Origin of the sequence: Nostoc sp. PCC 7524 (assembly GCF_000316645.1) — a bacterium.
GTDB lineage: Bacteria > Cyanobacteriota > Cyanobacteriia > Cyanobacteriales > Nostocaceae > Trichormus.
In genome coordinates this window covers 2626296-2650462 of record NC_019684.1, presented here as the reverse complement: position 1 = coordinate 2650462, position 24167 = coordinate 2626296, and the positions used below count along the sequence as shown (strand labels likewise).

General features: G+C 39.8%; 25 protein-coding genes. 6 read left to right on the top strand and 19 right to left on the bottom strand.

Annotated elements, in window-relative coordinates:
• Nucleotide 1 precedes the first annotated feature (1 nt).
• The 14 genes from NOS7524_RS10480 to NOS7524_RS10425 form a co-directional block, all read right to left on the bottom strand.
• Nucleotides 2-751 (bottom strand): helix-turn-helix transcriptional regulator, encoded by a 750-nt coding sequence (locus NOS7524_RS10480; protein WP_015138458.1) that lies wholly within the window; start codon nucleotides 749-751, stop codon nucleotides 2-4.
• Between the two features lie 227 nt (nucleotides 752-978).
• The gene (locus NOS7524_RS10475) at nucleotides 979-2274 is read right to left on the bottom strand and encodes an MFS transporter (protein ID WP_015138457.1); all 1296 of its coding nucleotides are present in this window, start codon (nucleotides 2272-2274) and stop codon (nucleotides 979-981) included.
• A gap of 211 nt (nucleotides 2275-2485) precedes the next feature.
• Nucleotides 2486-3466, bottom strand: coding sequence for an iron-siderophore ABC transporter substrate-binding protein (locus NOS7524_RS10470; protein ID WP_015138456.1), 981 nt, complete (start codon nucleotides 3464-3466; stop codon nucleotides 2486-2488).
• Nucleotides 3467-3548: 82 nt separating this feature from the next.
• On the bottom strand, nucleotides 3549-6182 hold the full coding sequence (locus tag NOS7524_RS10465; RefSeq protein WP_015138455.1) for a TonB-dependent receptor domain-containing protein: 2634 nt from the start codon (nucleotides 6180-6182) through the stop codon (nucleotides 3549-3551).
• Between the two features lie 211 nt (nucleotides 6183-6393).
• A complete protein-coding gene (locus tag NOS7524_RS10460) occupies nucleotides 6394-7425 on the bottom strand; it encodes an iron-siderophore ABC transporter substrate-binding protein (RefSeq protein WP_015138454.1) in 1032 nt (343 codons plus the stop codon).
• Complete coding sequence (locus NOS7524_RS10455; RefSeq protein ID WP_015138453.1) at nucleotides 7422-8987, bottom strand: TonB-dependent receptor plug domain-containing protein; 1566 nt, start codon at nucleotides 8985-8987, stop codon at nucleotides 7422-7424. The genes NOS7524_RS10460 and NOS7524_RS10455 overlap by 4 nt, the downstream gene beginning before the upstream one ends.
• Nucleotides 8988-9163: 176 nt before the next feature.
• Nucleotides 9164-10159 carry a helix-turn-helix transcriptional regulator gene (locus tag NOS7524_RS10450; protein WP_015138452.1) on the bottom strand — a complete coding sequence of 332 codons (996 nt, stop codon included), beginning with the start codon at nucleotides 10157-10159 and terminating at the stop codon, nucleotides 9164-9166.
• Nucleotides 10160-10299: 140 nt separating this feature from the next.
• The gene (locus NOS7524_RS10445; protein ID WP_015138451.1) at nucleotides 10300-10692 is read right to left on the bottom strand and encodes a DUF1636 family protein; all 393 of its coding nucleotides are present in this window, start codon (nucleotides 10690-10692) and stop codon (nucleotides 10300-10302) included.
• A 354-nt stretch (nucleotides 10693-11046) separates the two neighbouring features.
• The gene (locus tag NOS7524_RS10440) at nucleotides 11047-12039 is read right to left on the bottom strand and encodes an ABC transporter substrate-binding protein (RefSeq protein ID WP_015138450.1); all 993 of its coding nucleotides are present in this window, start codon (nucleotides 12037-12039) and stop codon (nucleotides 11047-11049) included.
• Between the two features lie 82 nt (nucleotides 12040-12121).
• Nucleotides 12122-14689, bottom strand: coding sequence for a TonB-dependent siderophore receptor (locus NOS7524_RS10435; protein WP_015138449.1), 2568 nt, complete (start codon nucleotides 14687-14689; stop codon nucleotides 12122-12124).
• Nucleotides 14690-14850: 161 nt separating this feature from the next.
• Entirely contained in the window at nucleotides 14851-15834 is a 984-nt protein-coding gene (locus NOS7524_RS10430) for a helix-turn-helix domain-containing protein (RefSeq protein WP_015138448.1), read from the bottom strand.
• 184 nt (nucleotides 15835-16018) lie between these two features.
• Entirely contained in the window at nucleotides 16019-16132 is a 114-nt protein-coding gene (locus NOS7524_RS30645; protein ID WP_268742005.1) for a methyltransferase domain-containing protein, read from the bottom strand.
• 6 nt (nucleotides 16133-16138) lie between these two features.
• Complete coding sequence (locus NOS7524_RS30640) at nucleotides 16139-16276, bottom strand: hypothetical protein (RefSeq protein ID WP_235622418.1); 138 nt, start codon at nucleotides 16274-16276, stop codon at nucleotides 16139-16141.
• 84 nt (nucleotides 16277-16360) lie between these two features.
• Nucleotides 16361-17386, bottom strand: coding sequence for a helix-turn-helix domain-containing protein (locus NOS7524_RS10425; protein ID WP_015138447.1), 1026 nt, complete (start codon nucleotides 17384-17386; stop codon nucleotides 16361-16363).
• 260 nt (nucleotides 17387-17646) lie between these two features.
• Here NOS7524_RS10425 and NOS7524_RS10420 point away from each other — a divergent pair, with 260 nt between their 5' ends.
• Together NOS7524_RS10420 and NOS7524_RS10415 are read left to right on the top strand one after the other, a co-directional pair.
• Nucleotides 17647-18072: a hypothetical protein gene (locus NOS7524_RS10420; protein WP_015138446.1), complete on the top strand. Its 426-nt coding sequence runs from the start codon at nucleotides 17647-17649 to the stop codon at nucleotides 18070-18072.
• Nucleotides 18073-18115: 43 nt separating this feature from the next.
• Entirely contained in the window at nucleotides 18116-20272 is a 2157-nt protein-coding gene (locus tag NOS7524_RS10415) for a single-stranded-DNA-specific exonuclease RecJ (RefSeq protein WP_015138445.1), read from the top strand.
• A gap of 44 nt (nucleotides 20273-20316) precedes the next feature.
• Here the strand turns inward: NOS7524_RS10415 and psb30 are convergent, their stop codons facing one another.
• Nucleotides 20317-20439 (bottom strand): photosystem II reaction center protein Ycf12/Psb30, encoded by a 123-nt coding sequence (gene psb30 / locus NOS7524_RS10410; protein ID WP_015138444.1) that lies wholly within the window; start codon nucleotides 20437-20439, stop codon nucleotides 20317-20319.
• 126 nt (nucleotides 20440-20565) lie between these two features.
• Here psb30 and NOS7524_RS10405 point away from each other — a divergent pair, with 126 nt between their 5' ends.
• Nucleotides 20566-20916, top strand: a complete 351-nt coding sequence (locus NOS7524_RS10405) for a YkgJ family cysteine cluster protein (RefSeq protein WP_015138443.1) — start codon at nucleotides 20566-20568, stop codon at nucleotides 20914-20916.
• A 31-nt stretch (nucleotides 20917-20947) separates the two neighbouring features.
• On the opposite strand, the gene NOS7524_RS10400 is transcribed toward NOS7524_RS10405, so the two are convergent.
• Genes NOS7524_RS10400 through NOS7524_RS10390 form a run of 3 tightly spaced genes read right to left on the bottom strand, consistent with a single transcriptional unit; the run spans nucleotide 20948 to nucleotide 22082 of the window.
• Nucleotides 20948-21391, bottom strand: a complete 444-nt coding sequence (locus tag NOS7524_RS10400) for a hypothetical protein (RefSeq protein ID WP_015138442.1) — start codon at nucleotides 21389-21391, stop codon at nucleotides 20948-20950.
• A 12-nt stretch (nucleotides 21392-21403) separates the two neighbouring features.
• Entirely contained in the window at nucleotides 21404-21835 is a 432-nt protein-coding gene (locus NOS7524_RS10395; RefSeq protein WP_015138441.1) for a type II toxin-antitoxin system VapC family toxin, read from the bottom strand.
• Entirely contained in the window at nucleotides 21828-22082 is a 255-nt protein-coding gene (locus tag NOS7524_RS10390) for a YlcI/YnfO family protein (RefSeq protein WP_015138440.1), read from the bottom strand. The genes NOS7524_RS10395 and NOS7524_RS10390 overlap by 8 nt, the downstream gene beginning before the upstream one ends.
• Before the next feature lie 150 nt (nucleotides 22083-22232).
• Between NOS7524_RS10390 and NOS7524_RS10385 the strand changes: the two genes are divergently transcribed.
• The 3 genes from NOS7524_RS10385 to NOS7524_RS10375 are packed head-to-tail and all read left to right on the top strand — an operon-like array spanning nucleotide 22233 to nucleotide 23544.
• Nucleotides 22233-22652 carry a TMEM165/GDT1 family protein gene (locus NOS7524_RS10385; protein ID WP_015138439.1) on the top strand — a complete coding sequence of 140 codons (420 nt, stop codon included), beginning with the start codon at nucleotides 22233-22235 and terminating at the stop codon, nucleotides 22650-22652.
• A 50-nt stretch (nucleotides 22653-22702) separates the two neighbouring features.
• A complete protein-coding gene (locus tag NOS7524_RS10380; RefSeq protein ID WP_015138438.1) occupies nucleotides 22703-22996 on the top strand; it encodes a TMEM165/GDT1 family protein in 294 nt (97 codons plus the stop codon).
• Between the two features lie 23 nt (nucleotides 22997-23019).
• Complete coding sequence (locus tag NOS7524_RS10375; RefSeq protein ID WP_015138437.1) at nucleotides 23020-23544, top strand: GNAT family N-acetyltransferase; 525 nt, start codon at nucleotides 23020-23022, stop codon at nucleotides 23542-23544.
• Here the strand turns inward: NOS7524_RS10375 and NOS7524_RS10370 are convergent.
• Nucleotides 23531-24166: a hypothetical protein gene (locus NOS7524_RS10370; RefSeq protein WP_015138436.1), complete on the bottom strand. Its 636-nt coding sequence runs from the start codon at nucleotides 24164-24166 to the stop codon at nucleotides 23531-23533. The genes NOS7524_RS10375 and NOS7524_RS10370 overlap by 14 nt on opposite strands.
• Between the last annotated feature and the right edge of the window lies 1 nt (nucleotide 24167).

Genomic DNA, 24167 nt, shown 5'->3' with positions numbered 1-24167 from the left:
TCTACCAGAAATCACTATCGATAGGTTCTGAACCAATCAGAAAATCAAAATTACCTTCACCTCTGCTTTGTTTAAGTGTTTCTATAATTTTTTGTGGGCTATCGTAGGGGCCACTAACATAGCATGGTTTTCCGTCACGACCGCATTCAATACGAATACTTCCATCCCAATTTCCGATGTGTGAACGTGATTTTTCAAAGTCTTTGTGTGGTTGAAATCCTAAGCTTTGTGCATATTCATAAGCACTAAATATCATCCCTTGAGCGACTTCCAGGGAAACCTCTTGCGGTTTTTCAGGAAATGGCTGGAATAGTAGTTCTGCAAATTCTTGAAATTCTCTTTTGTCTAATGTACGCGGTGTTGTGGCATCTTTAATCCCTAAGCACCAGACATCTAAAAGATAACTGCAAACTGCGATTTGATTGTACCGAGCAGTTCTGGCAATAACAACTAGTCCTAAACCGCGCTCAATAGACCCCTTGTTCTTGGCAGGTATAATTTTGGACAGCAGGTTTTTGATGCTATTATCTGATGAGTCTTTAGGCAATAAATGGACTAAATTATCGCTTGCTAAACACTTGTAAACGGGTTCTAGTTCCCCCTTTGCCAATCTATCTAATGTGGTTTGCTCTGCTTGATTTTTAAGTGCTGCATTAACGTCTGATACTTTAATACCTAGTTTTCGGGCTATTTGTTTGGGTGTTAAGTTTAATGCCCGTAAATCAATGATTTGTTGTTGTGTTTCTGTCATAAATCACTACTTTTTATAAAAAAGATAGGCAAAAGTATTAAATCAAATATCGTTTTTATTAATTTAATTTCCAAAAATTAATTATATTTTGATCATAAAACTAAAAGAAATAAAAAACTCGTAAAAAATGTATCTCAATCCGTGGTAAATAGATAGTAAGCTTAAGACTCTGTAACAATTTTACCGAAATACTTGAGGACTCTTAAAACTACCATTGAGCATTTTCGCTAAACAATCACCTGATCATGGTCTGGAAGTATCTTTTCCACATTTCGCAGCACAGGTACAAAGAAACCCAGGAAACCAACCAGCAACATACACACCGCACAAATCACATATAACAGCGCAATTCCTGCACCAGTACCAGTTCCAAATAATCCTCCGAGAAGACCAACCAGAACACCACCTGATTGTAAGGCAGGTGTAAAAACTTGATCTGCCAATGGCCCTGCTATTAAATAGCCTACCGCAGAACCGATCTGCAAAAGTAGCGATCGCGCTGCAAAAACTCTTCCTTGCACATCGGGGGATACTTTCGCTAACCAAATAGCATTATCAGAACTACCATTTAAAGGGAAATTTAAAGAAGAACAAAATTGAGCCAGAATCCAAACCCAAGATGTTCTACCTAAACCAAAAACAATTTTACTAATACCAGCACCCATCATCCCCCATAAAACACCTTTAATTTTCCTTCTAAAACCGCCCCAAGTGCTAACAATTATCGCACCTGTTACCCCACCAAAACCAGCTGCAGAAGCCAAACTACCTAGCACTACAGTATTATTATCTGTACGTGACAAAATCATTGGTGAGTATAGGGAATCTCCAATGTCATGGGGTAGCCAAAATAATAAGTTAACTACTAATAATGCTAGTAAACTTTTGTGAGTGCTAATATAACACCAACCAAATCCTAAATCTTGCCAAATATTAACTACACTTTCGTTTGTTGTTGTGCGCGGTGGTTGCGGAATACTAACTAAAAATAAACTGCTAATCGCTACAGCAAAAGTACAAATATCAATCAGCCAAATCCCTAAAAAACCAATGACTGTGTAAAGATATCCCGCCAATGCAGGTGCGATTATATTGCTGCCGTAACCAGACAAAAATTCTAGACTACTAGCGCGGGTATAGAGTTTTTTAGGAATCATCAGCGATACTGATGATGAATATGCCAAAGATTGAAATTGATTAAAAGTACCAACAATCGCACCTGTTAAATAAAAGTGCCAAATTTGTAGATTATTAGTAATATGCAACAACAAAATTATAATTGTGCTGAGAACCGCAACTGTATCACCCACCATCATTAAAAGTTTACGGTTACATCGGTCTACAATTACACCGCTAATGGGAGTAATAATAATACTTGGTAACAAACTAAAAAAACCGACCAGCGTCAGAGTTGTGGCTTTACCTGTAATTTCCCATGCCCAAATTTCAATTGCAAAGCCGGTCATGTTACTACCGATAGTAGAAACTAATTGACCAAGCCAAACGATAATAAAAGTACGCATACTAGATAGATTTAATTTATTGTGTTATAAAAATTCTCTTACTCTCTGCGCCTCTGCGCGACGGACACTTTGCACCCTGCGGAAACGCTGTCAGCGAACAAGTCGGGAGACCCGCCCACGCAAGTGTCCTCCTCTGCGTCAGAGAAATCACCCATAAATATGCAACGCCAAAGAATATAATCTCAGTCAGATTCTTGCATATATTGCTTTGTTAGTTATTTGTTGTAACATGATTTTTTATCAAGTATTTAAACAGGTCATCTAAAATGGCATTAGCTGACAGAATATTACCAAATATCCAGTGACCTGAATCAACGGTATACACTCTGTTATTTCTAACGACATTTAGCTTTTGCCATAAATGGCTAGTTTGATATTTTTGAAAGTTTTCTTCTGAACCTGGGTCTAAAGCTACAAATAAAACATCTGCATCTAATAACTCTAAACGCTCTAAACTTACTGAAAATAAAGGCTGATTTTTATTAGTTATCAGTTGATTTTGCATTTCTGGTAGAGGTATCCCTAACTCCATCAGTAGACTTCCAGGGAATGAATACTTGGTGCGAAACTCTGGAACTTGATTACCAGCATAAAATCGGCTAACGGAAACTGTTGTTTTTTTGAGTTGATGATTAATAACTTGGCGTAATTCTTGAACTCGCTGCTGATATTGCTCTAGTAATTTTTGTGCTTGTGTACTTTTACCTGTGATTTCAGCAATGCTTGATAAAGCATCCTTCCAACCAGTTTGAACGTAATCAATAGTGACTGTAGGTGCTATTTGTGAAAATAACTGGTATGTTTCCTGGCTGATAGAAAAACCCAAAATTAAATCTGGATTTAACTGTACCATTTTTTCTATATTTGGCTGACTTTCTTTGCCTAAAGAAACTATACCCTCCGCTTTTTTACCAAACTTTGGTATGATACTACCTGCAATATTAGGTTGTGCTGTTGCTATTGGTTTTAAATCCAGTGCTAACAACACTTCCATAGAAGTTTCATCTAATGCGATAATACGCTCAGGTTGTAAAGGAATGCAACTTTCTCCTAATTCATGCTTGATGATTTTGCATTCTGATGCGTCTGAATTAGACCTTAAAATTGTATTGTTTTGGGGTAAGTAGTTATAGCAACCTGTAATTATGATAAATGTAAAAATGATTAATAGTAATATTTGTTCGATTTTCATAATAGGTGTTGAATAACCTTTATGTTTTGATTTATAAAAGATATATTTCCAATATAAATGGCGGTGGAAACCGCCATTTATATTACCAACTCCAACGATAATTTAAGGTAAAGGTTCTACCTCTAGCCGCTAAGGCATAGGAATCGTCAAAACCTGCATTAAGTTGGTTGGTAACATTTAAGTATTGATTATTAAGTAAATTCCTTACACCCAAACTCAACGTACCATCACCCAGCTTGAGACTGCTGATTAGATCCATGACAAAATAACTATCTATACCAATCGGGTCAACGCCTGCATCAAAAGCACGGTTTCTATTTCCAATATATAATGCTTGAAGACGATTGTTCCATCCTGGTAAGGTTTCATTTTGCAAGTATGCAGTTAGTTTTAGAGGTGAAATTTCATAGCCAGTAATTGCCACAAATTCACCTGTTTCTGAGTCCTCCCTTTCTCCCTCACTCCAAGTTAATGTACTTCCCAATTTCCATTGATCATTCGGTTGCCAATCTACTGCTAATTCAATACCATAATTGCGTTGAGGAGCGCGTAAAATTCTAAAATCGCTACCAAAATCTTCAAATTGTACCGTAGTACCTAAACTCGAATAACTATAAAATCCAGCTAGGGAAGCTTGAAAATTTCTCCACTGTCCGCGAATTCCTAATTCGTAGCTATCAACTTTTTGCGGTGCTGATAATTCCACATCTTCAGCAAAATTAAAACCCGCTTGGGGACGCTGTACTATCCTTGAAATATTAGGAAGTGAAAATCCTTGAGCAAAATTAGCAAATAGACTAATTGTTGGTGTGGCTTTGTAAACTACACCCGCATTAAATACCACATCATCTAAAGTTTTCTCTCCACCCCGATAAGATAATCCAGTGCTTCCATCCACCCAATTGTCAACAACTGACACATTGATATTTTCATAGCGTACCCCACCACTCAGGGATACGTTTTCACTTGCTTCCCATTTTACTTGAGAAAATAAACCCAAGTTTTTGATAGTAAAAGGAGCGATCCGAATTGATGAGCCGATTTTTCGCGCTCTTCTTCCACCGCTATTGTCAAACTCGTCAACATCAAATAAATCGTAATCTCCTTTACTATCTTCACTGGAATAATCTGCACCCCACAGTAAGTTCAATTTACTTGATAAAGCTGTATCAAACTGTAAACGTCCTCCAAATCGTTCTGATGTCACGACCGAACGACCAACATCTAAAATGCTATCTGGATCAAATATGCGGTTATCAAACAAAGTTGCAGCTGTTTTAGTTTGACGATAATATGCCTGTGCTTGCAGTTGACTATTGAGGATATTGTTATGGGTGTAATCAAATTGAATTACAGTTCCTCGGTTAAAAGGATCTGAGGAATTAACAAACTCAACTGGTCTATCTAGGAGACGTGCTTTTTGAATTCCTGGTATTTCTCCTACAGTTAAATCATAATCTCCATACTGATTTTGATCATCATTAAAGTAATTAGCCGTAATTTGCAATCGCTGTTGCGAACCTAATTCAAACCCCAGCTTACCTAAAAAGTTAATCGAAGCACTTTCAGCTTCCGCATCACCAAATAATGGTATGGGATCGCCTTCTGCATCAAACGGTGTTCCAAAGCTATCACGGGTGAAAGAAGCAATAAAATCTACCCCTCCTTGCTTACCGGAAATGCCGTAGCTTAAAAAGTTACCAAAACTACCACCTTTGAAATTACCAACAGAACGTACTCCAATTTCTGCATTGGAGACTACCTTATCTTCACTAGGTCGTCGGGTAATAATATTAATCACTCCACCCGCAGCACCATCACCATAAACCGCACTCGGACCGCGTACTACTTCTATCCGTTCAATAGCCTCAACATCAATCCGACGTAAGTTAGCGACGGATGTATCATTATCAATATTAGAGCTAATTGGTACTCCATCCACCAATACTAAAGGAGGTCTTCCCCGCAAAGTCTGAGCAAAACTTTGTTGTGAGTCTGAACTGGCTCCTAAACCGGGAACTGTGTTACTCAGAATACTTTGCAAATCGCGATTAACCGTAGTTTGCTGCTCAAGTTGCTCACGGGTAATCACAGTTACAGAACGTGGTATGTTTTGTAGGTCTTGTTCCGTCCGTGTAGCGGTTACTACTAATTCAATCGGTTCATCAGTCTCGGCTGTTGGTTGTTCTGGTGGTGTTTCACTTGTCGGCTGTTCTGGCTGCTGTGATGGCTCTGTTGCTTCAGCTACCGGTGCAAGTGCAAAAATTAAACCTTCGCCACTATCAAATAACTCTGCTGTTGGTAAACCCGCCTCACCCGTCACCGTTACCCGCACAGTGTTAGCATCAACTTGAGTGACACTGACAGAGACAATCCCCTTGACTGGATTAGCAATGCTAAAATCTTTCCCTTCCAGTAGTGCTAAAACCGCATTCGGGATATCAGCAATATAACTATTTTCTTCACTTTTAGTAACAGGTTGCAGTGCTTCTGGGTTGGTACTTTCTAAAAAAACTTCGATACCCTTATCTGTAGGATTGACTTTTACACCTGTAACTTGCACAGGTGAAACATCATTTTGTTGCACGAGTAATAACTTTGCCGTACTAATAGAATGATGTGATTTAGTTTCTGCAACAGCTGGTTGTACAAGCAATGAGACAAATGCCAACACAATTCCTGCTGACATCATTTCTTTCGATGGTCGAGACTCCATACCCCTCACTCCACAAAATCAAGCTCAATATTGCAAATAATTTGCAACTGTCTGTGGAATGAGTTTATGTAATTTACGAGGTGTAAGTCTATATAGTAGACGGAGAGTTTTGAACCATAGACGGAGAGTATGATTAAGTTCTGACACGAACCTGCAAGTAAGCAGCCAATAGCTGACAACAAAAGTGGAGATGCAGCAACAGGAAGTATTCTTATTGGGATGCTGTGTATGAAAGCAAGAGTGCGGGTAGTTCTTCCAAGATGAGAGTATTGGCAATAGGTGCGCCAATTACACCACTCCATAGAGTGTAGTCTACAAAGTAAACTCGTCCTTCTCTCCAAGCTTGTGAATTGTGCAAGAGGGGATTTTTCGCCCATTTTTCCTTGAGTTCTTGGAGGGGAACTTTGTAAGTAGATTCACCATTCCAATTATCTAGCCAGGTACTAACAATAATAATATCTGCGTCGAGTTGAGCCAGAGTTTCTAGATTAATCTGTGGTCTTAACCCTAATTTTCGTTCTATACCTGGGGGCAATACAGTCTGAAAGCCTATTGTTTCTAGGAGTTCAATCGTATTTCCATTGTATCTAACCTCTATATAGTCCATCGCTTGACTGCAAACAATATTTAGCACTCGCGGATGGGTATTGATGAGAGGGGCTAATTGAGTGCGGACTTTAGCTAGCTGTTGCTGTTGTGAGGTGATGATTGATGAGATATTTTTCTGACTATTAAGAGCTTTGGCGATAATTTTAATGTTGTCCTGCCAGTTTTTATCATTATCTATCAAGACAGTTGGGGCGATCGCAGGCAATAACTGATTTTCCTGAAAGTTCATGCCTAAAATCAAATCGGGTTTGAGTAGAGTCAACGCTTCTAGGGAGGGACGATCGCGATCGCCTAAATTAATCGGTTGACTGGTGACGAATCTTCCTAAATAGGGAATCTGTTGGCTAGGGTTATCAAATTTAGGCGATCGCACTAAATAAGCATCGGCGTAAGCAACAGGTTGCACATCCAAGGCTAACACCAGACTCAGCATCTTAGGTTCGAGAACCGCGATTTTTTGAGGTTTACCGCAAATCTTGGTTTTTCCTACTGCGTGTTCTACCACTCGACAATCAGAAGACTGTGGTAAATTACTTTCTAACTTAGGTTGAACAGCAATATCACCTTGACAAGCTGCCATCAAGATGGCTGTGAGTAAAACCAAGGCAATGTATTTATATAAGAAAGCGATCACGTTGCGGCAAGGACAATCGATCCCGTCTTGAACTTGCCAACTACTTCTGTTTGTAGAGTATAGATGTCGCGTGTGAACTCATCACGACTCACGTATATGGGGGCAAACTGGTCATCAACTAGATCATATCCACCATAGGCATAAGTTCCAGAGGATTTACCAGAAACAAAGGAAAACGCATTACGCAGTTGCCAGTCTTTACTAAATTCATGCTCTAATCGATAGCCAACCCGAAAAGTGCTATCGTCATAAACGTGTGGCAAACCGACGAAGCGACTAATAGGGATGGGAGCAGGTCTATCTCCCAGGGAAGGAATACCGCGATCGAAGAGATAATCGTTGTCCTGGTATTCTAAGTCAAAGGTTAAAGAAGTGCGATCGCTAATATTCCAAGTAATTACAGGTGCGACAAATACACGTTCTAGAAAGTTATAATCTCGAAAACTCCCCGAATTTTGATAAGCTACGTTCAACCGATACAACAGTGAACCATCATCTGTAAGTGGCCCAGAAATATCAAAACTAGGGCGATAAAAGGCATAATTACCCACATTCAACTCAGCCGCATAATAAGGAGTTCTCAGGGGTTGTTTGGTGACAACATTGATAATTCCTCCTGGTTCAGCCTGACCGAATAGTACCGAAGCCGGGCCTTTGAGAACTTCGATGCGATCGATGTTAGCTGGGTCTACCAAAGAATAAAAGTCAGTATCATTAAAACCATTGCGGAAGTTGCCATCCTGATCGAAACCACGAATTTTATATCCACCCGCATCTGTACCACCATAATTACCTTGTTTGTTGACACCACTAACATTCTCCAAAGCTTCTTGTATGCGCGTGGTTTTTTGGTCTTCTAAGATTTGACGAGGGATCACTTGAATCGAACCAGGAATATCGCGCACAGGCGTATCGGTTTTAGTCGCAGTTGAGGCGTTGGGTACGCGATATCTGTCTTGTTCTCCCGTTACTACTAACTCAATTGGTTCATCTTGTTGGGCTGTGGGTTCTACTGGAGGTGTATCATTAGTTGGTGTTTCTGGTGGTTGTGTAGCTATGCTTGAAGATTCAACAGCCAAAATCAACCCTGCATCATCATCAAATAACTCAACCGCAGGTAAGGCTGTTTCACCAACTACCGTAACTCGTACGGTATTCGCGTCAAGATTTGCAACTGTTATCTCTGTAATTCCCTCTAGAGGTTTTTCTGAGCGATATGTAAAAGCATCTCCGTTGGGTAGTTGCAATTGCCCTGTAGTAATATCTGCAATAAAATTATTTCCCGTGCTGCGATTAGTAACTTGCAGTTGCTCCCCTTGACTTGTCTCTAAAATTACTTCCACTCCTTTTGCAGTGGAATTTGCTTTTACTCCTGTAATGAGAATCAGAGTCTGTTGAGTGGGGGCTGGAGTTTGTGCCAAAATGCGAGCATTAGTTACAGAAAGTTTGATTTTATCCTCTCCCACTGTCTTGGCTTGTGTGGGAGTGGCGAATAAAATACCCATTGTCAAAGGTATCGCACTTGTCAGCAGCAAGTTTGGAAATAATTTATCTAACTTCATCGAAACTCCCCACATCAGATAACACAATTTGTCCGTAACTCAAGCGGACAATGACTTTAGCAATATTGTTTGAATTACAAACGCAAGTCTTATTAGTAAGTATTCTCAGTAATCTTACGTGAATCTGGGGAAAAGCTAAAGTTTGGGATGTTCTCTAAACGGAATTTTTTAGTTCTTTAAACGGAATTTTTGCGCGAGTAAACGCTAGGACTCACACCAAACTTTTTACAGAAAGCCGTTATAAAGGCACTACGGCTAGCATAACCTACATATTGGGCTACTTGATTGACAGTTAACTTGGCATCTAAAAGTAATTCTTTGGCTTGTTCCATACGGTAGTTATGCAAATAACCAAAGACAGTTGTACCAAATATTTGCTGAAAGCCTTTTTTGAGAGTGCAATCATTCAGATTGACTTGCCGTGCTAACGCTATTAATGTTGGGGGATTAGTAAAATTACTAATGAGAATATCTCTAGCTTGATAAATACTATCGATTTGTATCGGCTTGAGAATAGTAGTATTTAACCCAATTGAATCTTGTAAATCTTCCAAACGTAGTGCCATTAATTCTAATACTTTAGCCTCTAAATAAAGTTGCCTCGTTAAACTCTGATATGGACAATTTAAAATTTGTTGCAAGATAGTTTGCATTTGGGGTGTTGTCCTGCCAATTTGCAGATAATTCATTTCATCGCTATTAGCTTTTTCAATGAGTTTCCTAAAATTGACAGGTAATGTATTTAAATGAAGAAATATCAGACTTTGAAATAAAGAATATTCAATATGAATATCTAATTTTAAAACCCTTTCCTGTGCTTCCCATTCCTTCCAACAAGCTTCGCCAGTATCTAGTTCTAATCCGATAAAATTTTGTCCTCTTTTTAAATCCATACTAGGATAATGACCCAAAAGATTAAAACCTAATTCTAAATAAGTACAAGGTTGAGTTGGGCAAATTTCAACAACTAGGTTTTCTTGCAACTTATAATCATCTACTAAAAGAGAAATTCCGGGATGCAAGTGAAACCAACGCCTATAACCATGACTCATCTCCCTTGGGTCATATAGCTGAAGTTCGTAAGTTTTTGGCTGAAATGCACAGTCCTGATCTCGTAGATTTGACGGACTTAAAAGGTGACAATCTGCTGATTCTTGTAAAACAAGGGTCATGGAACTTGGGATTTTGTATTTTGAATTTACTAAATTAATGATAAATATTATCATTAATTTATCTAGAAAAGTAGTATCTAGAGTTACAAATGTTGTTTGGTACAAGTAAGCAGCACCAAACTTGATGCTGCAAATCAAACCTAATTTTCAGGCTTTGTCCGTACAGAAGGAATACTTGCAAAAATGACAGATTCCAACTCTTTAGGGAGTTTTTCCCACATAAACACCCCTTTGCGATTATCAATGTACATCTGTGCAAATTCGAGTAATGCTAAGGCATTTTCTGCATCTGGAGGTAGATCCACAAGCAAATAGGTTGGCTTTTCAGGGCTGGAAATCGCCACAACACACCCACGGCTACAAGCCCATAAACATCCTACAGGCTGAATTTCCAGTTCTTCTATTGAGAATCTTTCTAATGATAAAGTGGTAATTTTGTCAAGTAAAATACTGCCATCACAACGCTCATTTTCTGCTAATTCTTCGGATGAACGGTGGCAAGATTTGCAAACGAATAGGGTGTGTTTAGTCATCTGAGTAATATAAACAGAAAAATTTATTGATAAATAATATCATTAAGTGTTGTAATATAGTGAAAAATACAGCAAAAAATAGAAATCAGCCGTTCACATTCCTCTTATTTTCTTCACCGTCACCTATTACCTACATTGCCGGAGAAGGTATTTGTTATTTTCTGTCAATGGTTGATAACAATCTGCTGATTCCTGAAGGATGAGTACCATTGGGTTGAAATTATCTACACAAATTAAGTGAAGAAAATCAAAATGATAAATTTTATTATTAGTTTGTTAATGTCTGCAATTCCAAAGAAGCAGATATTATTTAATGTGTCATATTTGATATATCAAACATACTGAGAGATAATATCAAGACAGCAATTGATAAATTTGAGTAACAAACAATTCCGCAGCGATCGGCCCGCGAATGCGACTGGCTAGTTGGTAATCAATGAAGTAAATTCGATTTGTATTGTGAGCAGATATAGACTGTAAAATCGGATTTTGACTCCATTGACGCTTGGCGTTTTCTATATTGTTATTTCCTGAAGGCATAACCACAATTAAATCGGACTTAAATTTGGGTAATACTTCCAACGCCACTTCATATTCTGTGGATTTAGGACTAACAAGCTTAAAGCCTAAGTCTTGTAATAGTCCGCCAGCAAAGGTTTCTGCTCCAAAGGTAAATGAGTTGAGAGTAATTCCCCTAAATGCTAACAGTAATAACTCCTGGTGTTGAGCTATAGGAGCGATCGCAGTTTTGGCTTGGGATATTTTCTGCTCATACTCTGCTATAACTGCTGATACTTTGTCTTCTCTTCCTAAAGCTTGGGCAATAATTGAGATTGTTTGTTGCCAAGCTGGAGTGATACCATCTCGATGATTTATTAAAATTGTCGGTGCAATTTTGTTTAAGATTTGGTATTCAGTTTCGTTATAAGCGGCTTCACCTAAAATCAAATCTGGCTTCAGTTGCAATAAACTTTCTAAAGAAGGATTACCGCGATCGCCTATATTTATCGGTTGGCTGGTAATGCGATCGCCAAGGTAGGGAATTTGCTCTTTGGGTCGATCAAATACTTTACTATTGAGCAAGTCTACTTCCGCATAACCCGCAGGTTGCACACCCAAAGCAAGCATCATATCTAACACAGGCGGACTCAGAGCTACAACTTTTTGAGGTTGTCCGCAAATCTGCGTTTTACCTGCTTCATGATTAATTACACGGCAATTTGTAGTTATATTGCTGGTAGTCTGATTACTTGGTAATTCTGATACGTTACTGTTACAGCCTGTCACTAGCAAACAAGTACAAACTGATACTAGCAATAATTTTATATACTTAAACCAAGTATTCATTTGCACTGTCGTCTGCAACTACTAGCAATCGGATCTTCGTTAACTTGTCGAGATTCATTAGTCCCCAATCCCCAGTCCCCAATTAAAATTTTACAGATAACGAACCGATAACCGTAAAAGGAATACCAGCATCAATTGATGCGCGGGATGTGGTGGACTCAATATAGTTAACATCAAAAATGTTTTTAAAATTGAGACCTATATTCCAGTTATCTCGACGATAGAACAAAGCAGCATCAGTGCGGGTGTAACCGGGAACGGTAAAGGAATTACTTAAGTCTCCTTGGCGTTCACCTACAAAAAATAGTCCCACACCCATACCCAAACCTTGCAAAGCCCCACTTTGCAATTCGTAGGTTGTCCAAATACTAGCACTATTTTCTGGCACTCGATTGAGACGATTTCCTTTCACATCGGTATTATCTTCTGTAATTTTGGCATCTGTATAGGCGTAGGAAGCAATAATATTCCAGCCTTTAACCAGTTCTCCAGCAATATCAAATTCAATCCCTCGACTCCGCACTTCGCCAACGGGAATAGAAAAGTTTAAATCTGCGGGATCTGGTGTGGAAACATTGGTTTTGGTAATCTCATAACCCGCTAAACTCGTAATTAATTTACCATCTAAAAATTCTCCTCTTACACCAACTTCGTATTGTGTTCCTCGTTCTGGTTCTATGCGTGAGTTATCCCGTTGAATCCCGAAGTTTTGCGCGAAGGAACGGCTATAACTGGCGTAGAGAGAGAGGGGTGCAATTGGTTGATATACTATGCCTATGCGGGGGCTAAATGCTTGATCGGATATATCAAAGAATTTCACGCCATCGACAATACTCAGGAAACTCTGATTGGCAAAATCGTAACGTCCGCCAATGAGGAGTTTGAGATTTTCTGCCAGTTTAATTTGGTCTTGGATATAGATACCAATGTTATCTGCTGCAAATAAACCCCGAAACGGATCTGATTCTATATTGGGTCTAGCAGTCAAATAGATTGGGTTGAAAATATCAATAGCGGGTGCTGGTGCGCTGCGGCGATCGTCAACGAAGTTAGTTTGGCGGTTAAAGTCAAAGCCAATTACAAGTTCGTGTTCAATCCCACCAGTTTTAAATTTACCGATCAGATCAGTTTGAAAAGCGTAGGTTTCATCAGGTGTAGGTCGATCTACACCAAAATCACGAGATAATAAACCTGTGGCTTCATCCAAACTACCGGGTTCAGTTACAAAACTAGATGTTTGTGTGGAGACAATTCGGAAGGCAGAGCGCAGTTTCCAGTTATCATTGAAGCCATGCTCAAAGCGAGTACCAATCCTTAAGTCTTCTACTTCTTTAGAATCAAAGGGTTCGCCTAAGATGCGATTGAAGGGAATCTCAGCAACGCGATCGCCTAATGCTACTAAACCCCGATCAAATGGTCGAGAGTCTTTTAAGTATTCTAGGTCAAAGACTAAATTTGTGCGTGAAGCGGAGCTATCCCGAAGGGAATCGCCAATGTCCCATGCTAATACAGGCGCAATAAAAAAGCGGCTAGTCTCTTTGTCAAAGTCACGGAAGGATTCGGAAACTTCTACAGCTGCATTAACTCGCAAACGCAAGGTTTTAGAGTCGTTGAGAGGACTGTTAAAATCAACTGTTGGACGGAAAAAGCCATAACTTCCCGCCTCTAAACCCATAGTTAAAAAGGGTTCTCTCTGGGGTTGCTTGGTAATAACGTTAATTACTCCCCCTGGTTCTAGTTGTCCAAATAAGACAGAAGCCGGGCCTTTTAACACTTCTATGCGTTCAATATTGGCAGTTTCTCTATATACAGAGGTATTTTCTTTAAACCCATCTCGAATTACTGAATTGAAATCATCAAATCCCCGAATGACAAAGCGATCGCGCGTTCTCCCCGCACTGTTGGATGGCTGTACACCACTGACATTCCGCAATGCTTCATTCAACTGGGTAGCGCGTTGATCCTCAATCACCTGCCGAGGAATCACTTGAATTGATTGGGGAATATCGCGCAAGGGTGTATCAGTCCTAGTCGCAGTCGCAGCATTCTGTACACGATAGCTATCTTGTTGTCCTGTTACTACCAGTTCAATAGGCTGATCAGTTGTAGCTGCTGGTTGTTCTAGTTCTGGTGTTGGTGTAACTTGTGTCTGTGATGGTGCTGCGATCGCCACTCCCAAAATCAAACCCTCATCACTATCAAATAACTCTACTACAGGTAATCCCGCCTCACCTGTGACTGTCACCCTAATCGTATTAGCATCGACATTACTAACTGTGATCTCACTAATTCCCTCCACTGGCTTTGGGGAAGTGAATGTAAAACTATCACCACTAGGTAAACGTAACTGTGCATTAGGAATATCAGCAATATATGCGTTACCTTGACTGCGATTTACCAGTTGTAGTTTTTCCCCAGAGGTAGTCTGTAGAATCACCTCCACACCTTTTTCTGTGGGATTCGCTTTCACGCCTGTTACTTCTACAATTTCATTTGTCGGTGCTTGCACCAGTATTGAGACACCTTTACTCAGTTGAGGAGATTTATTGCGTGTCGTGTTTACCTCTGCCCGTACAGTTTGATTACTGATGAAAATTGATACTATTGTCGCCAAGCACAAACTATTTAATAAACCTGGTTTAATCAACATTTCTCCTCACATACAGAAAGGTACAGTCAAAATGAGGTGTATATTGTGTGTCATCTCATAGAGACTTGCTTCTGTTATTAGTAATAATTAGCAAGAATCTTACTGTAATTAAACGGAGAAATAAAGCTCTAAGTGTGACGTAACGGGAATTTTTCTGTTACCTAAGCGGAATTTTTTTGCACATAAGCAGTAGGACTCACACCGAACTTTTTACGGAAAGCCCTGATAAAAGAAGTACGTGCTTCGTAGCCGACGATTTGAGCTACTTGAGTCACATTCATTTTCTTTTCTAAGAGTAATTCTTTCGCCTGTTCCATTCGATATTCGTGTAAATATCCAAAAACTGTAGTACCGAATACCTCTTGAAAACCTTTTTTTAGTGTGCAATCATTTAATCCTACCTGCCGGGCTAAATTTATTAATGAAGGTGGGTTATTGATATTATTAATTAAAATATCTCTTGCATGATAAATACTATCAAGTTGATGAGATTTCAAAGTCGTGTTTCTATTAAAATTAGGATTTTCTTGTAGATATTCTAAACGTAAAGCTAATAATTCTAATATTTTACCTTCCAAATAAAGTTGTTTTGTCAAACCTTGATATGGACAATTTAAAATTTGACGTAAAACAGTTTGCATTTCGTGGGTGGTAATGCCAAAATTCCGATAATTAGGCTCATCATCGTTCTTTTCAAACATTTGTCTAAAGCTTAGAGGCAATACATCCATTTGATGAGCAAGTAATTTTTGAATTTGTGAATATTCAATATGAATATCAAACTTTAAAATTCTTTCCTGAGCTTGCCATTTAGTATAACCAGCTTTGCCTAATTCTCTATATACATATAAGAAATTTTGTCCTGAGTAGACATCTTCATTATTATTATTACCAAATATACTAAAACTCAACTCTAACCACAGACAGTTAGGAGAAGATATTTTCTCCACAATTAAATCGTCATTTAACTGATAGTTATCAGTGAGCAGAGATATTCCTGGGCGCAAATGAAACCATTGTCTATAACCATGACTGAAACCTTGCGGATCATGTATGTGAGCTTGCCAGATAGTTGATTGCGGAGTGTTGTTATTTTCTGTCAATGGTTGATAACAATCTGCTGATTCCTGAAGGATAAGTACCATTTACTTAGAATTATCTACACAGTTTACTTGAGAAAATAGAAACAAATGAGAGACTATATTAAGACTTACGCAAACGGCACATTCGTAGGGTGCGTCAGATAAGAGTTTTTCGCTATTCTCAAAAGATTCTTAGCATCTAATGTACCCTAAAAGCTAGTATTAGCTTGCTGTATAAGCCCATATCTCAAACTTTGTCAAATTTTTGTCTTAATTGATCAAGCATTGCTTGAGAAGTATCAATTCCAGTTACAGAATAGCCCCGTCTGACGAAAGGAATAACATTTAAGCCCGTACCAATTCCAGGTTATAAAAAAGATGTCTCAGGCGTTGCATTCACTAATTTAAGAATAAAATCGGCAACTTCCTCAGCGACGGACTCTGTTAACCAACGGGTTTGGTCGTAAAGGTGAGCAATGTTGTCGTAATAGGTAGATTTGACCATTTTACTAAAATTTATACGGTAGTTAAAACTATCAACTTTTTCATTGTTAGGTTACAAACTGAGTGTTACCGTTTGTTATCTCATTTAACACTTCTCTAAAAATCGACCTAACCGACAATCTTGGGGTGTGATGCCAAACTTACGTTTAAAGGCGGCGGCGAAATGGCTTTGATTAGCATAACCAACTGTGTTGACTACAGTTCTCACGTTTTGCTTCTGTTCCTGTAACAACTTTCGCGCTATTTCCAGGCGATAGTCGCGCAAATATCCAAATACTGTAGTACCAAATACTTCACGAAAACCGTACTTGAGTTTGTTGTCATTCATGCCGACTTTTTTGGCTAAGTCAATTAATGAGGGTGGATGATCATAGTTTTTGGTTAAAATATCTCTGGCATGATAAATTTTCTCAACATCACCAGCTTTGAGATTAATCAAGGGTTGTTTATCTCCGTCAGCCTCTATCAGTTGAGCAAACTGCAAAGCTAGTAACTCTAGGACTTTGCCTTCGAGATACATTCTTTGTATCATGCCCTGATAGGGTACATTGAGAATTTGCTGTAATGTTGTCTGCATGGGTAGGGTTATCTTACCCACTGGACGGTGAAACAGAGGTGGAGAGTCTTTTTCTAGGAAAGGCTGTAACTGTTTGGGTAAATCTTCTAGACCATTGATGAAGGTTTTCAGGAAATCTAGGTCTATACAAATTCTAATTAAATAGATGCGATCGCCTGCAAAAAATTGCTCAGTTTCTTCAATATCTGGCAAGTAGAATAAGTAATTATTTCCTACAGTTTCTTGATAATTTTCCTTAACTCCTGCAATACCGGGACAAATTACATTATGATTACCCGCTAAATAAAATTTAGCTGTAAGTGCATAAAAACTATAGTGATTAATTTTACAACTCAATTGTTGGTAGTAATAATCGTCAAAGATTTCTAGTCTTAATCCGGGACGGAATTCAACTATTTGAGAATAGGTATCATATAAGCGGTTGCGGATTCTCTGAATTTGATCAAATCCTTTGGTATTATACGATACTTCTAAATTTTCTAGAGTTTCCTGTTCAATTTGATTGATTTGCTCTTCCGTCAGGATATTTGTCATGTTTTAACGGCAATTTTAGTAAGAAATTGCAAGTTATTCTTAACTGTGAAAGTATTAATAGTTAATTTACAACAATCATAAGGATATTAGCAATAAAGAATCTATCTCATTAATGGGTGTACTGATGATGCGATCGCCCCATCATGAGATGAATTGCACAATCAGCTAAAGTCATAGTGTTGTAAACTTCTGGAAGATTTGCTGAGGCTTAATCAGAAACCTATGGGCTACCATTTTTATCAGTAGTTATCCGGTAGCTTATGTTTAAAAAATTGCCAATCGCATTAGTCGCAGCTACTCTTTTGGTGGCATCGATAGATTATCCCAACACCACACTAGCAGGAACTTGTGCTTCTAATTGTAGCCCTCGTTCCTTACAGTTTATCCCTGGTCAACGTATTCGTCTAGAAGTAGTTAATCACACATCTAATTTAGTAGAACTCGAAAAAATCCAAGGTAATAGAGCCATTCCCTTGCAACCTGGACAGAAATTACAGTTAGAGCATGGAGACGGTACAACGCCGAATATTTCCCTGGTTTTTTGGGATAAAACCGGCTCACCCTTGCAAGCCGTGGTTTCTAAACCAAATTTCGGGACATTACGCGTAGATATTCGTCCTACTTGGCGTAACCCAGGCGATCGCTCTCTTTATATACTTAATGATGGTCGGGTAAATGTTTTCTAATCGTTAACAGAAAGTATGATGAGTTATGAGTTGAGCAATAATAGTGAATTTCCCACTCATAACTCCCACAGTGATAGATAGACTTGTTTCTTCCACATCTCCTAGGCGTTTACCCAATCAGCGTTGGCAAATTTACCCGCAAAAGCCAGAATTTGCCGCAGAATTGGCATTAGCAACGCATCTATCACCAATTGTCAGCCAATTACTAATCAATCGTGGCATTGAAACCCTAGAACAAGCACAAGCCTTTTTAAACCCCGAATCTCTCGATTTACCGTCACCCTTAGCAGAATTTCCAGATTTGGGATTGAGTGTGGAATTGTTGCAAGCTGCGATCGCCTCTCAAAGTAAAATAGCCATCTGTGGTGATTATGATGCCGATGGGATGACTAGCACGGCTTTACTGTGGCGGAGTCTCCGCAGTTTAGGCGCGCAGGTAGATTACGCCATCCCCAGCCGGATGCACGAAGGTTACGGGATTAATCAAAGAATTGTGGAAGAGTTCAAGAGTGAAGGTGTAGAGTTAATCCTGACTGTAGATAATGGCATTTCCGCTTTTGAACCCATAGCCAGAGCCAGAGAACTGGGTTTAAAGGTGATTATTACAGATCATCACGACATCCCCCAGAAATTACCCCCAGCCAACGCCATCTTAAATCCCAAACTGATAGCCGAAACTTCACCTTATCGGGGAATTGCGGGTGTAGGTGTAGCCTACATCTTAGCGGTGTCTTTAGCGCAAAAATTAGGCAACACTAAAGGCCTAATTCAGCCGATGCTAGCACTATTCACCCTCGGAACGATCGCAGATTTAGCACCCTTAACCGGCGTTAACCGTCGCTGGGTAAAACGTGGCTTGAAACTCTTACCCAAATCCCAACTACCAGGGGTGCAGGCTTTGATTCAGGTAGGGGGAGTACAGGCTAGGGGGCAGGGGGCAGGGGGCAGGGGGCAGGGAGCAGTGGAGAACTATTCTTTCCCAGTCCCCAGTCCCCAATCCCCAGTCCCCAATCCCAAAACCCTCAAACCAGAAGACATAGGTTTCCGCCTCGGCCCCCGGATTAACGCGATTGGACGCATTGGTGATCCCCAGACGGTGATTGAATTACTGACTACAGATGATATGTCATTGGCACTGGCACGAGCCATCCAATGCGAACAAGTCAACACTACCCGTCAACAATTATGTGAGCAAATCGAGCAAGAAGCGATCGCATTTGTAGAGGCTCAATTCATCGCGTCTCTTCCACAAGATAGGGTTTTAGTCGTTGTCCAACCTAATTGGCATCATGGTGTAATTGGAATAGTCGCTTCCCGTTTAGTTGAACGTTACGGTGTACCTGTATTTATCGGTACTTACGAAAATGAAACTCACATTCGCGGTTCAGCTAGAGGAATACCCGAATTTCATGTATTTGAAGCGTTGGAATATTGCCAAGATTTACTAGGAAAGTTCGGGGGACACAAAGCCGCCGGCGGATTTTCTTTACCTGCTGAGAATTTACAAGAATTGCGATCGCGTTTATGTGAGTTCGCCAACCAATGTCTTGAACCGCAACACCTCAAGCCATTACTGCAAATCGATGCTCAGGCGAATTTTAATCAAATCAACCCAGAACTTTACCAACAATTAGATACCCTTCATCCCTGCGGTATTGATAACCCAGATCCGGTATTTTGGACAGCTAACGTCAAAGTTGTCGAGCAAAAAGTTGTCGGCAAAGGTCACATTAAACTCACCCTCAGCCAAAATATTAATCAGCAAGAGTATAGAATAAAAGCGATCGCTTGGCGGTGGCGTGATTACTTTCCTCTACCTTCACTATTAGATATAGCTTACAAATTGCGCGAAAATCACTTTAACGGTAACACTACCATTGAGATGGAGTTGGTAGGAGTCAGACTTGCCAAAGATTCACCATTGCAACTTTTCTATCAACCTTCCCCTAAACCTTTAAGAACCAACTTCCATTACAACCAGCGTCAATATACCTGTGGGATCTATCAAAATATTTCACCCCCAGAGTTAAGAATCAAAAATTCTGAGGGTAAAGTGTTAATGATGCAACCAGGGAGTAAAATCGGTTTACTAGGGACTAGTCGTGAAGATGCCCTAGAAATTGATCTATCATTACCCCACTATGACTGTATTATTCAAGCTGCAATTCAAGCCTTATCAAATTTAAGTGCTGAGTCCTGAGCGTGAAAATTGCAAACTAACTCAGCACTTAGCACTCAGCACTCCTAAAGGTTGCCGTTGCGGAAAGCCAGGACAAAAATCACAGCAGGCCCAGCAATGACAATTAATGCAACAGAGGTTAGCTGGAAAATCACTTCCCAATTAATGTTAGCAATAGCATCAAACATCTTTCTTCATTCCTCCCAATGGTCTTAAAAATTTAATTACTCAGTTGCAACACCCGCAATCAATGATATCTGGGAATCGCCAGTGATATTTAATTTACTTAATAAAAGTATAGGAAAAGACATAAAATGGCAACATGGCAATGTGTGAAACAATGTGGAGCTTGCTGCAACCTTGACCCAGCAGATCGTCCCGAAATAGAAGATTATCTCACACCGGAAGAACTGGAATTATACATGAGTATGGTAGGCGAAGGTGGTTGGTGCATTAACTTTGACCATGACACAAGAGAATGCCGCATTTACGCCAATCGTCCCCGCTTTTGTCGTGTAGAACCAGCAGTATTTGAGGATATGTATGGTGTTGAGCCAGAAGAACTCAATGATTTTGCTATAGAGTGCTGTCGCCAGCAAATTGAAGGGGTCTACGGTGACAGAAGCTTAGAAATGCTACGTTTCGATAAAGCGGTCGGGATTTAAAGTTTTGTTAAGTTAATTTTAATCTAAGACATCATTTTAAAATGCCCAACCACCAGTTTCGTAGAGGATGAGTTTTAGCAGGTAAATAGCGACCTTTGAGACGAATAGAATTGAGGATATTACGTAGTTCAGAATTATCAAGACTTGCGACTTCTGACCAGTTCTTAATTATTTCTGGTGTTGATAGAATCTGAATATTGCTAGCTTCCTTTTGTATAAAAGATATCGCTCTTTTGTCATCAGTTGCGATCGCCCATTGACGATGAACAGCAATGGCACAAGTAGCAGATTCACCATCATCACCAAGAATAGCAGCATAGTTGATATAAGATTCTTCCTCTTGTTCTGACTCAAAATCTACAACTATGAGTAAACCTTGTTCAATTGCTGCCTCAAACTGAATTGCACCCTGATTTTCTTCTTCCTTAAGGCGTTGGAGTGTTTTTAACTCATACTCCTGAACCACTGTAGTCACTACAACAAGCTTCTATATTTCTCCTATTTCTCTTATGTAAGCAGGTCTAGGTGTTAGTTGTCTAACCAGTGCAGCGTCAGCAGTCCAAAACTCGGCAGACGTTATCTCAGCACAAGCAAGAAATGCTGCATCATAAAGAGTTGACAATCCGTAATGCTCGGCAATTTCCCAACTTCTGAGGCGGATTGCTTCTTCTTCAATATAATCAAGGGGCAATTCACAAAAGTCTTCAAAACAACCTTGTGCTTCCTCAGTTGTAATAACTCCTAATCGTGTTTTCTTCCGTAGCACAGATCCAACCTCTGCCCAAGTAAAAGCAGGTGTGACTAAACACATATTCAAGCTCAATGCTTCTGTTACTAAGGTTGTAGCTTGAGATTGATAAACTTCTGGAACAAGGTAAGGAATCCAAACACTAGTATCTATGCACAAAACTCTAGTCACGTCTTCCTTCACCTTCTCTGAGACTGCGAATTATATCTGTAGAACTTTGTTGTGTACCGCTTTTAGCTTTGATAGTTTCGCTGCGCGCAATAATTCGCTGATGTGCAGCCCATCCTCTCCTACGTTTAACTTCAGATTCCAAAGCCTCAACCACTAAATCATTGAAGGATTCGTTGCTTTCCTTCAATTTCCTGGCTTTGGCAAGTAGTTCTGAGGGAAAACGGATTGTTAAAGCTTCACGTTCCATAAAATTTATTGCACCAATTAATGGTATCACTTACTGTAACTATTATATCTCTCAAGAAAGTTGCATTTTTGCAGTAGAGTTGCAATTTATTACAATCATCTGAGAAAATGAGAAGAATATGAAAAATCTCTAGTAACAAAACTACTGCCTGTGAAACTTGACTCTGCACCTGTAATCCTAACTGGCTTATCTGCATCTGCAAGCCAGCCAGAACTAACAGCAACTACCGAACCTACAACCATTGAAACGATTCAGCCTGTAGCTAGTGCTGACAGTCAGAAAAAGCAGGACTCACCGATTGTTGTTTTTGGTACTACATTTATTACTATTTTTCTCGCGGAAATTGGCGATAAGACCCAGCTATCTACCTTATTAATGAGTGCAGAATCCCATGCACCTTGGGTAGTATTTCTCGGTTCTGCGGCTGCACTAATCACCACCAGCTTATTAGGTGTACTGCTAGGAAGTTGGATTTCTAAACAACTCAGTCCCAAAGCCTTAGACAAATCAGCCGGAGTCATGTTGCTGTTAGTCTCCGTTATGCTGTTCTGGGATGTATTACAAGGTTAATTTCCCATCTTTCCCCATTCCCCATTCCCTACTCCCTACTCCCCTTAATTATGGATTGGCATCTTTTAGGACTGAGTTTTATTACAGTTTTCATATCTGAGTTAGGCGACAAAAGCCAGTTAGCCGCGATCGCACTTTCTGGTCGTGGTCAATCTGTGCGCGCAGTTTTCTTTGGTAGTGCGGCGGCGTTACTCTTAGCTAGTTTCTTAGGTGCATTAGCTGGGGGTGCAGTCGCAGAGGTATTACCTACCCGGTTATTAAAAGCGATCGCGGCTGTAGGTTTTGCTATTCTTGCTGTTCGTCTACTGTTTTTTAATAACGAAGAATCCTTAGAATCGGAATAGATTCCTGAAAATCTGCAACCGTAATGCTAATTCCCCAACTTTCTACACCCCGCTTAATTTTGCGGGCATTTAATCAGCAAGACTTTGACGCTTACGCCGATATGTGCGGTAATCCAGAAGTGGTGCGTTACATCGGCTATGGAAAACCTTTATCCCGTGAAGAATCATGGCGCAATCTGGCGATGATGCTGGGACATTGGCAATTGCGGGGTTATGGAATGTGGGCGGTTGAAGAAAAATCCAGTGGCGAAATGATTGGTAGAATTGGCTATTGGCAACCAGAAGACTGGCCAGGACTAGAAATTGGCTGGTCTTTGCGGCGACAATTCTGGGGTTTGGGCTATGCTACTGAAGGTGCAAAGGCGGCAATGGCTTATGGCTTTGAAAATTGGGGAATAACCGAGTTAATCAGCTTAATCCGCCCAGAAAATCAAGCTTCTAGGCGGGTAGCTGAAAAATTAGGTGAAAAATTGCAAAGTGCGATCGCTCTTCTTGGTGCAGAAGCTTTAGTGTATAGCATCACCAAGGAAGATTTTAATTTGGGATAATCATGTCTTCAGTGGTGAAATAGACCTCTGTTTTGCCTCCTAAAATATCTCGGCGATCGCTTCCCGCATTCACAATGATATGAGATGAGTTAATTTCAGCTAACGGTGAAGCTAAAGAAAGATAGATTTTGTCATTGATGACTAGCTTTTGAGGCGCAATTTGTTCTAACTTGTGGATAGTGTGAACACCAACATCACCATTGCGATAACAGAGTCTACCAAAAGCTAAACCTTTTACCTGTGGGGGAACTTCTAACAAGTAGAAGTTATCAGATTGCAACCATTCTTGCCAGCTTTTGTCACCACCCCAACCCAGGTAATAAATAGACGATTGGGGAAACTTGAACCAAACTTTGGCAGAGAGAGATTGCGGAAAGATAATTACAGGAATTGTTCTTTGAGGTTTCAGGGCAATTTTTCGGAATAATGTTCCCCCACGATACTTAACTCCGTTGACATCGTATTGATCAGTTGCGATCGCTGTGAGAGGTTTAGCACGACTACAAAATTTTACTCGCTTGGCATCTTTTAATTGCCATGAATTAACTTGCAAAAAAGTGAGAAAACTAATCGAGATAAAACTTAATACTATAAGTATCTGAACAAATCGATTAGTTTTCATA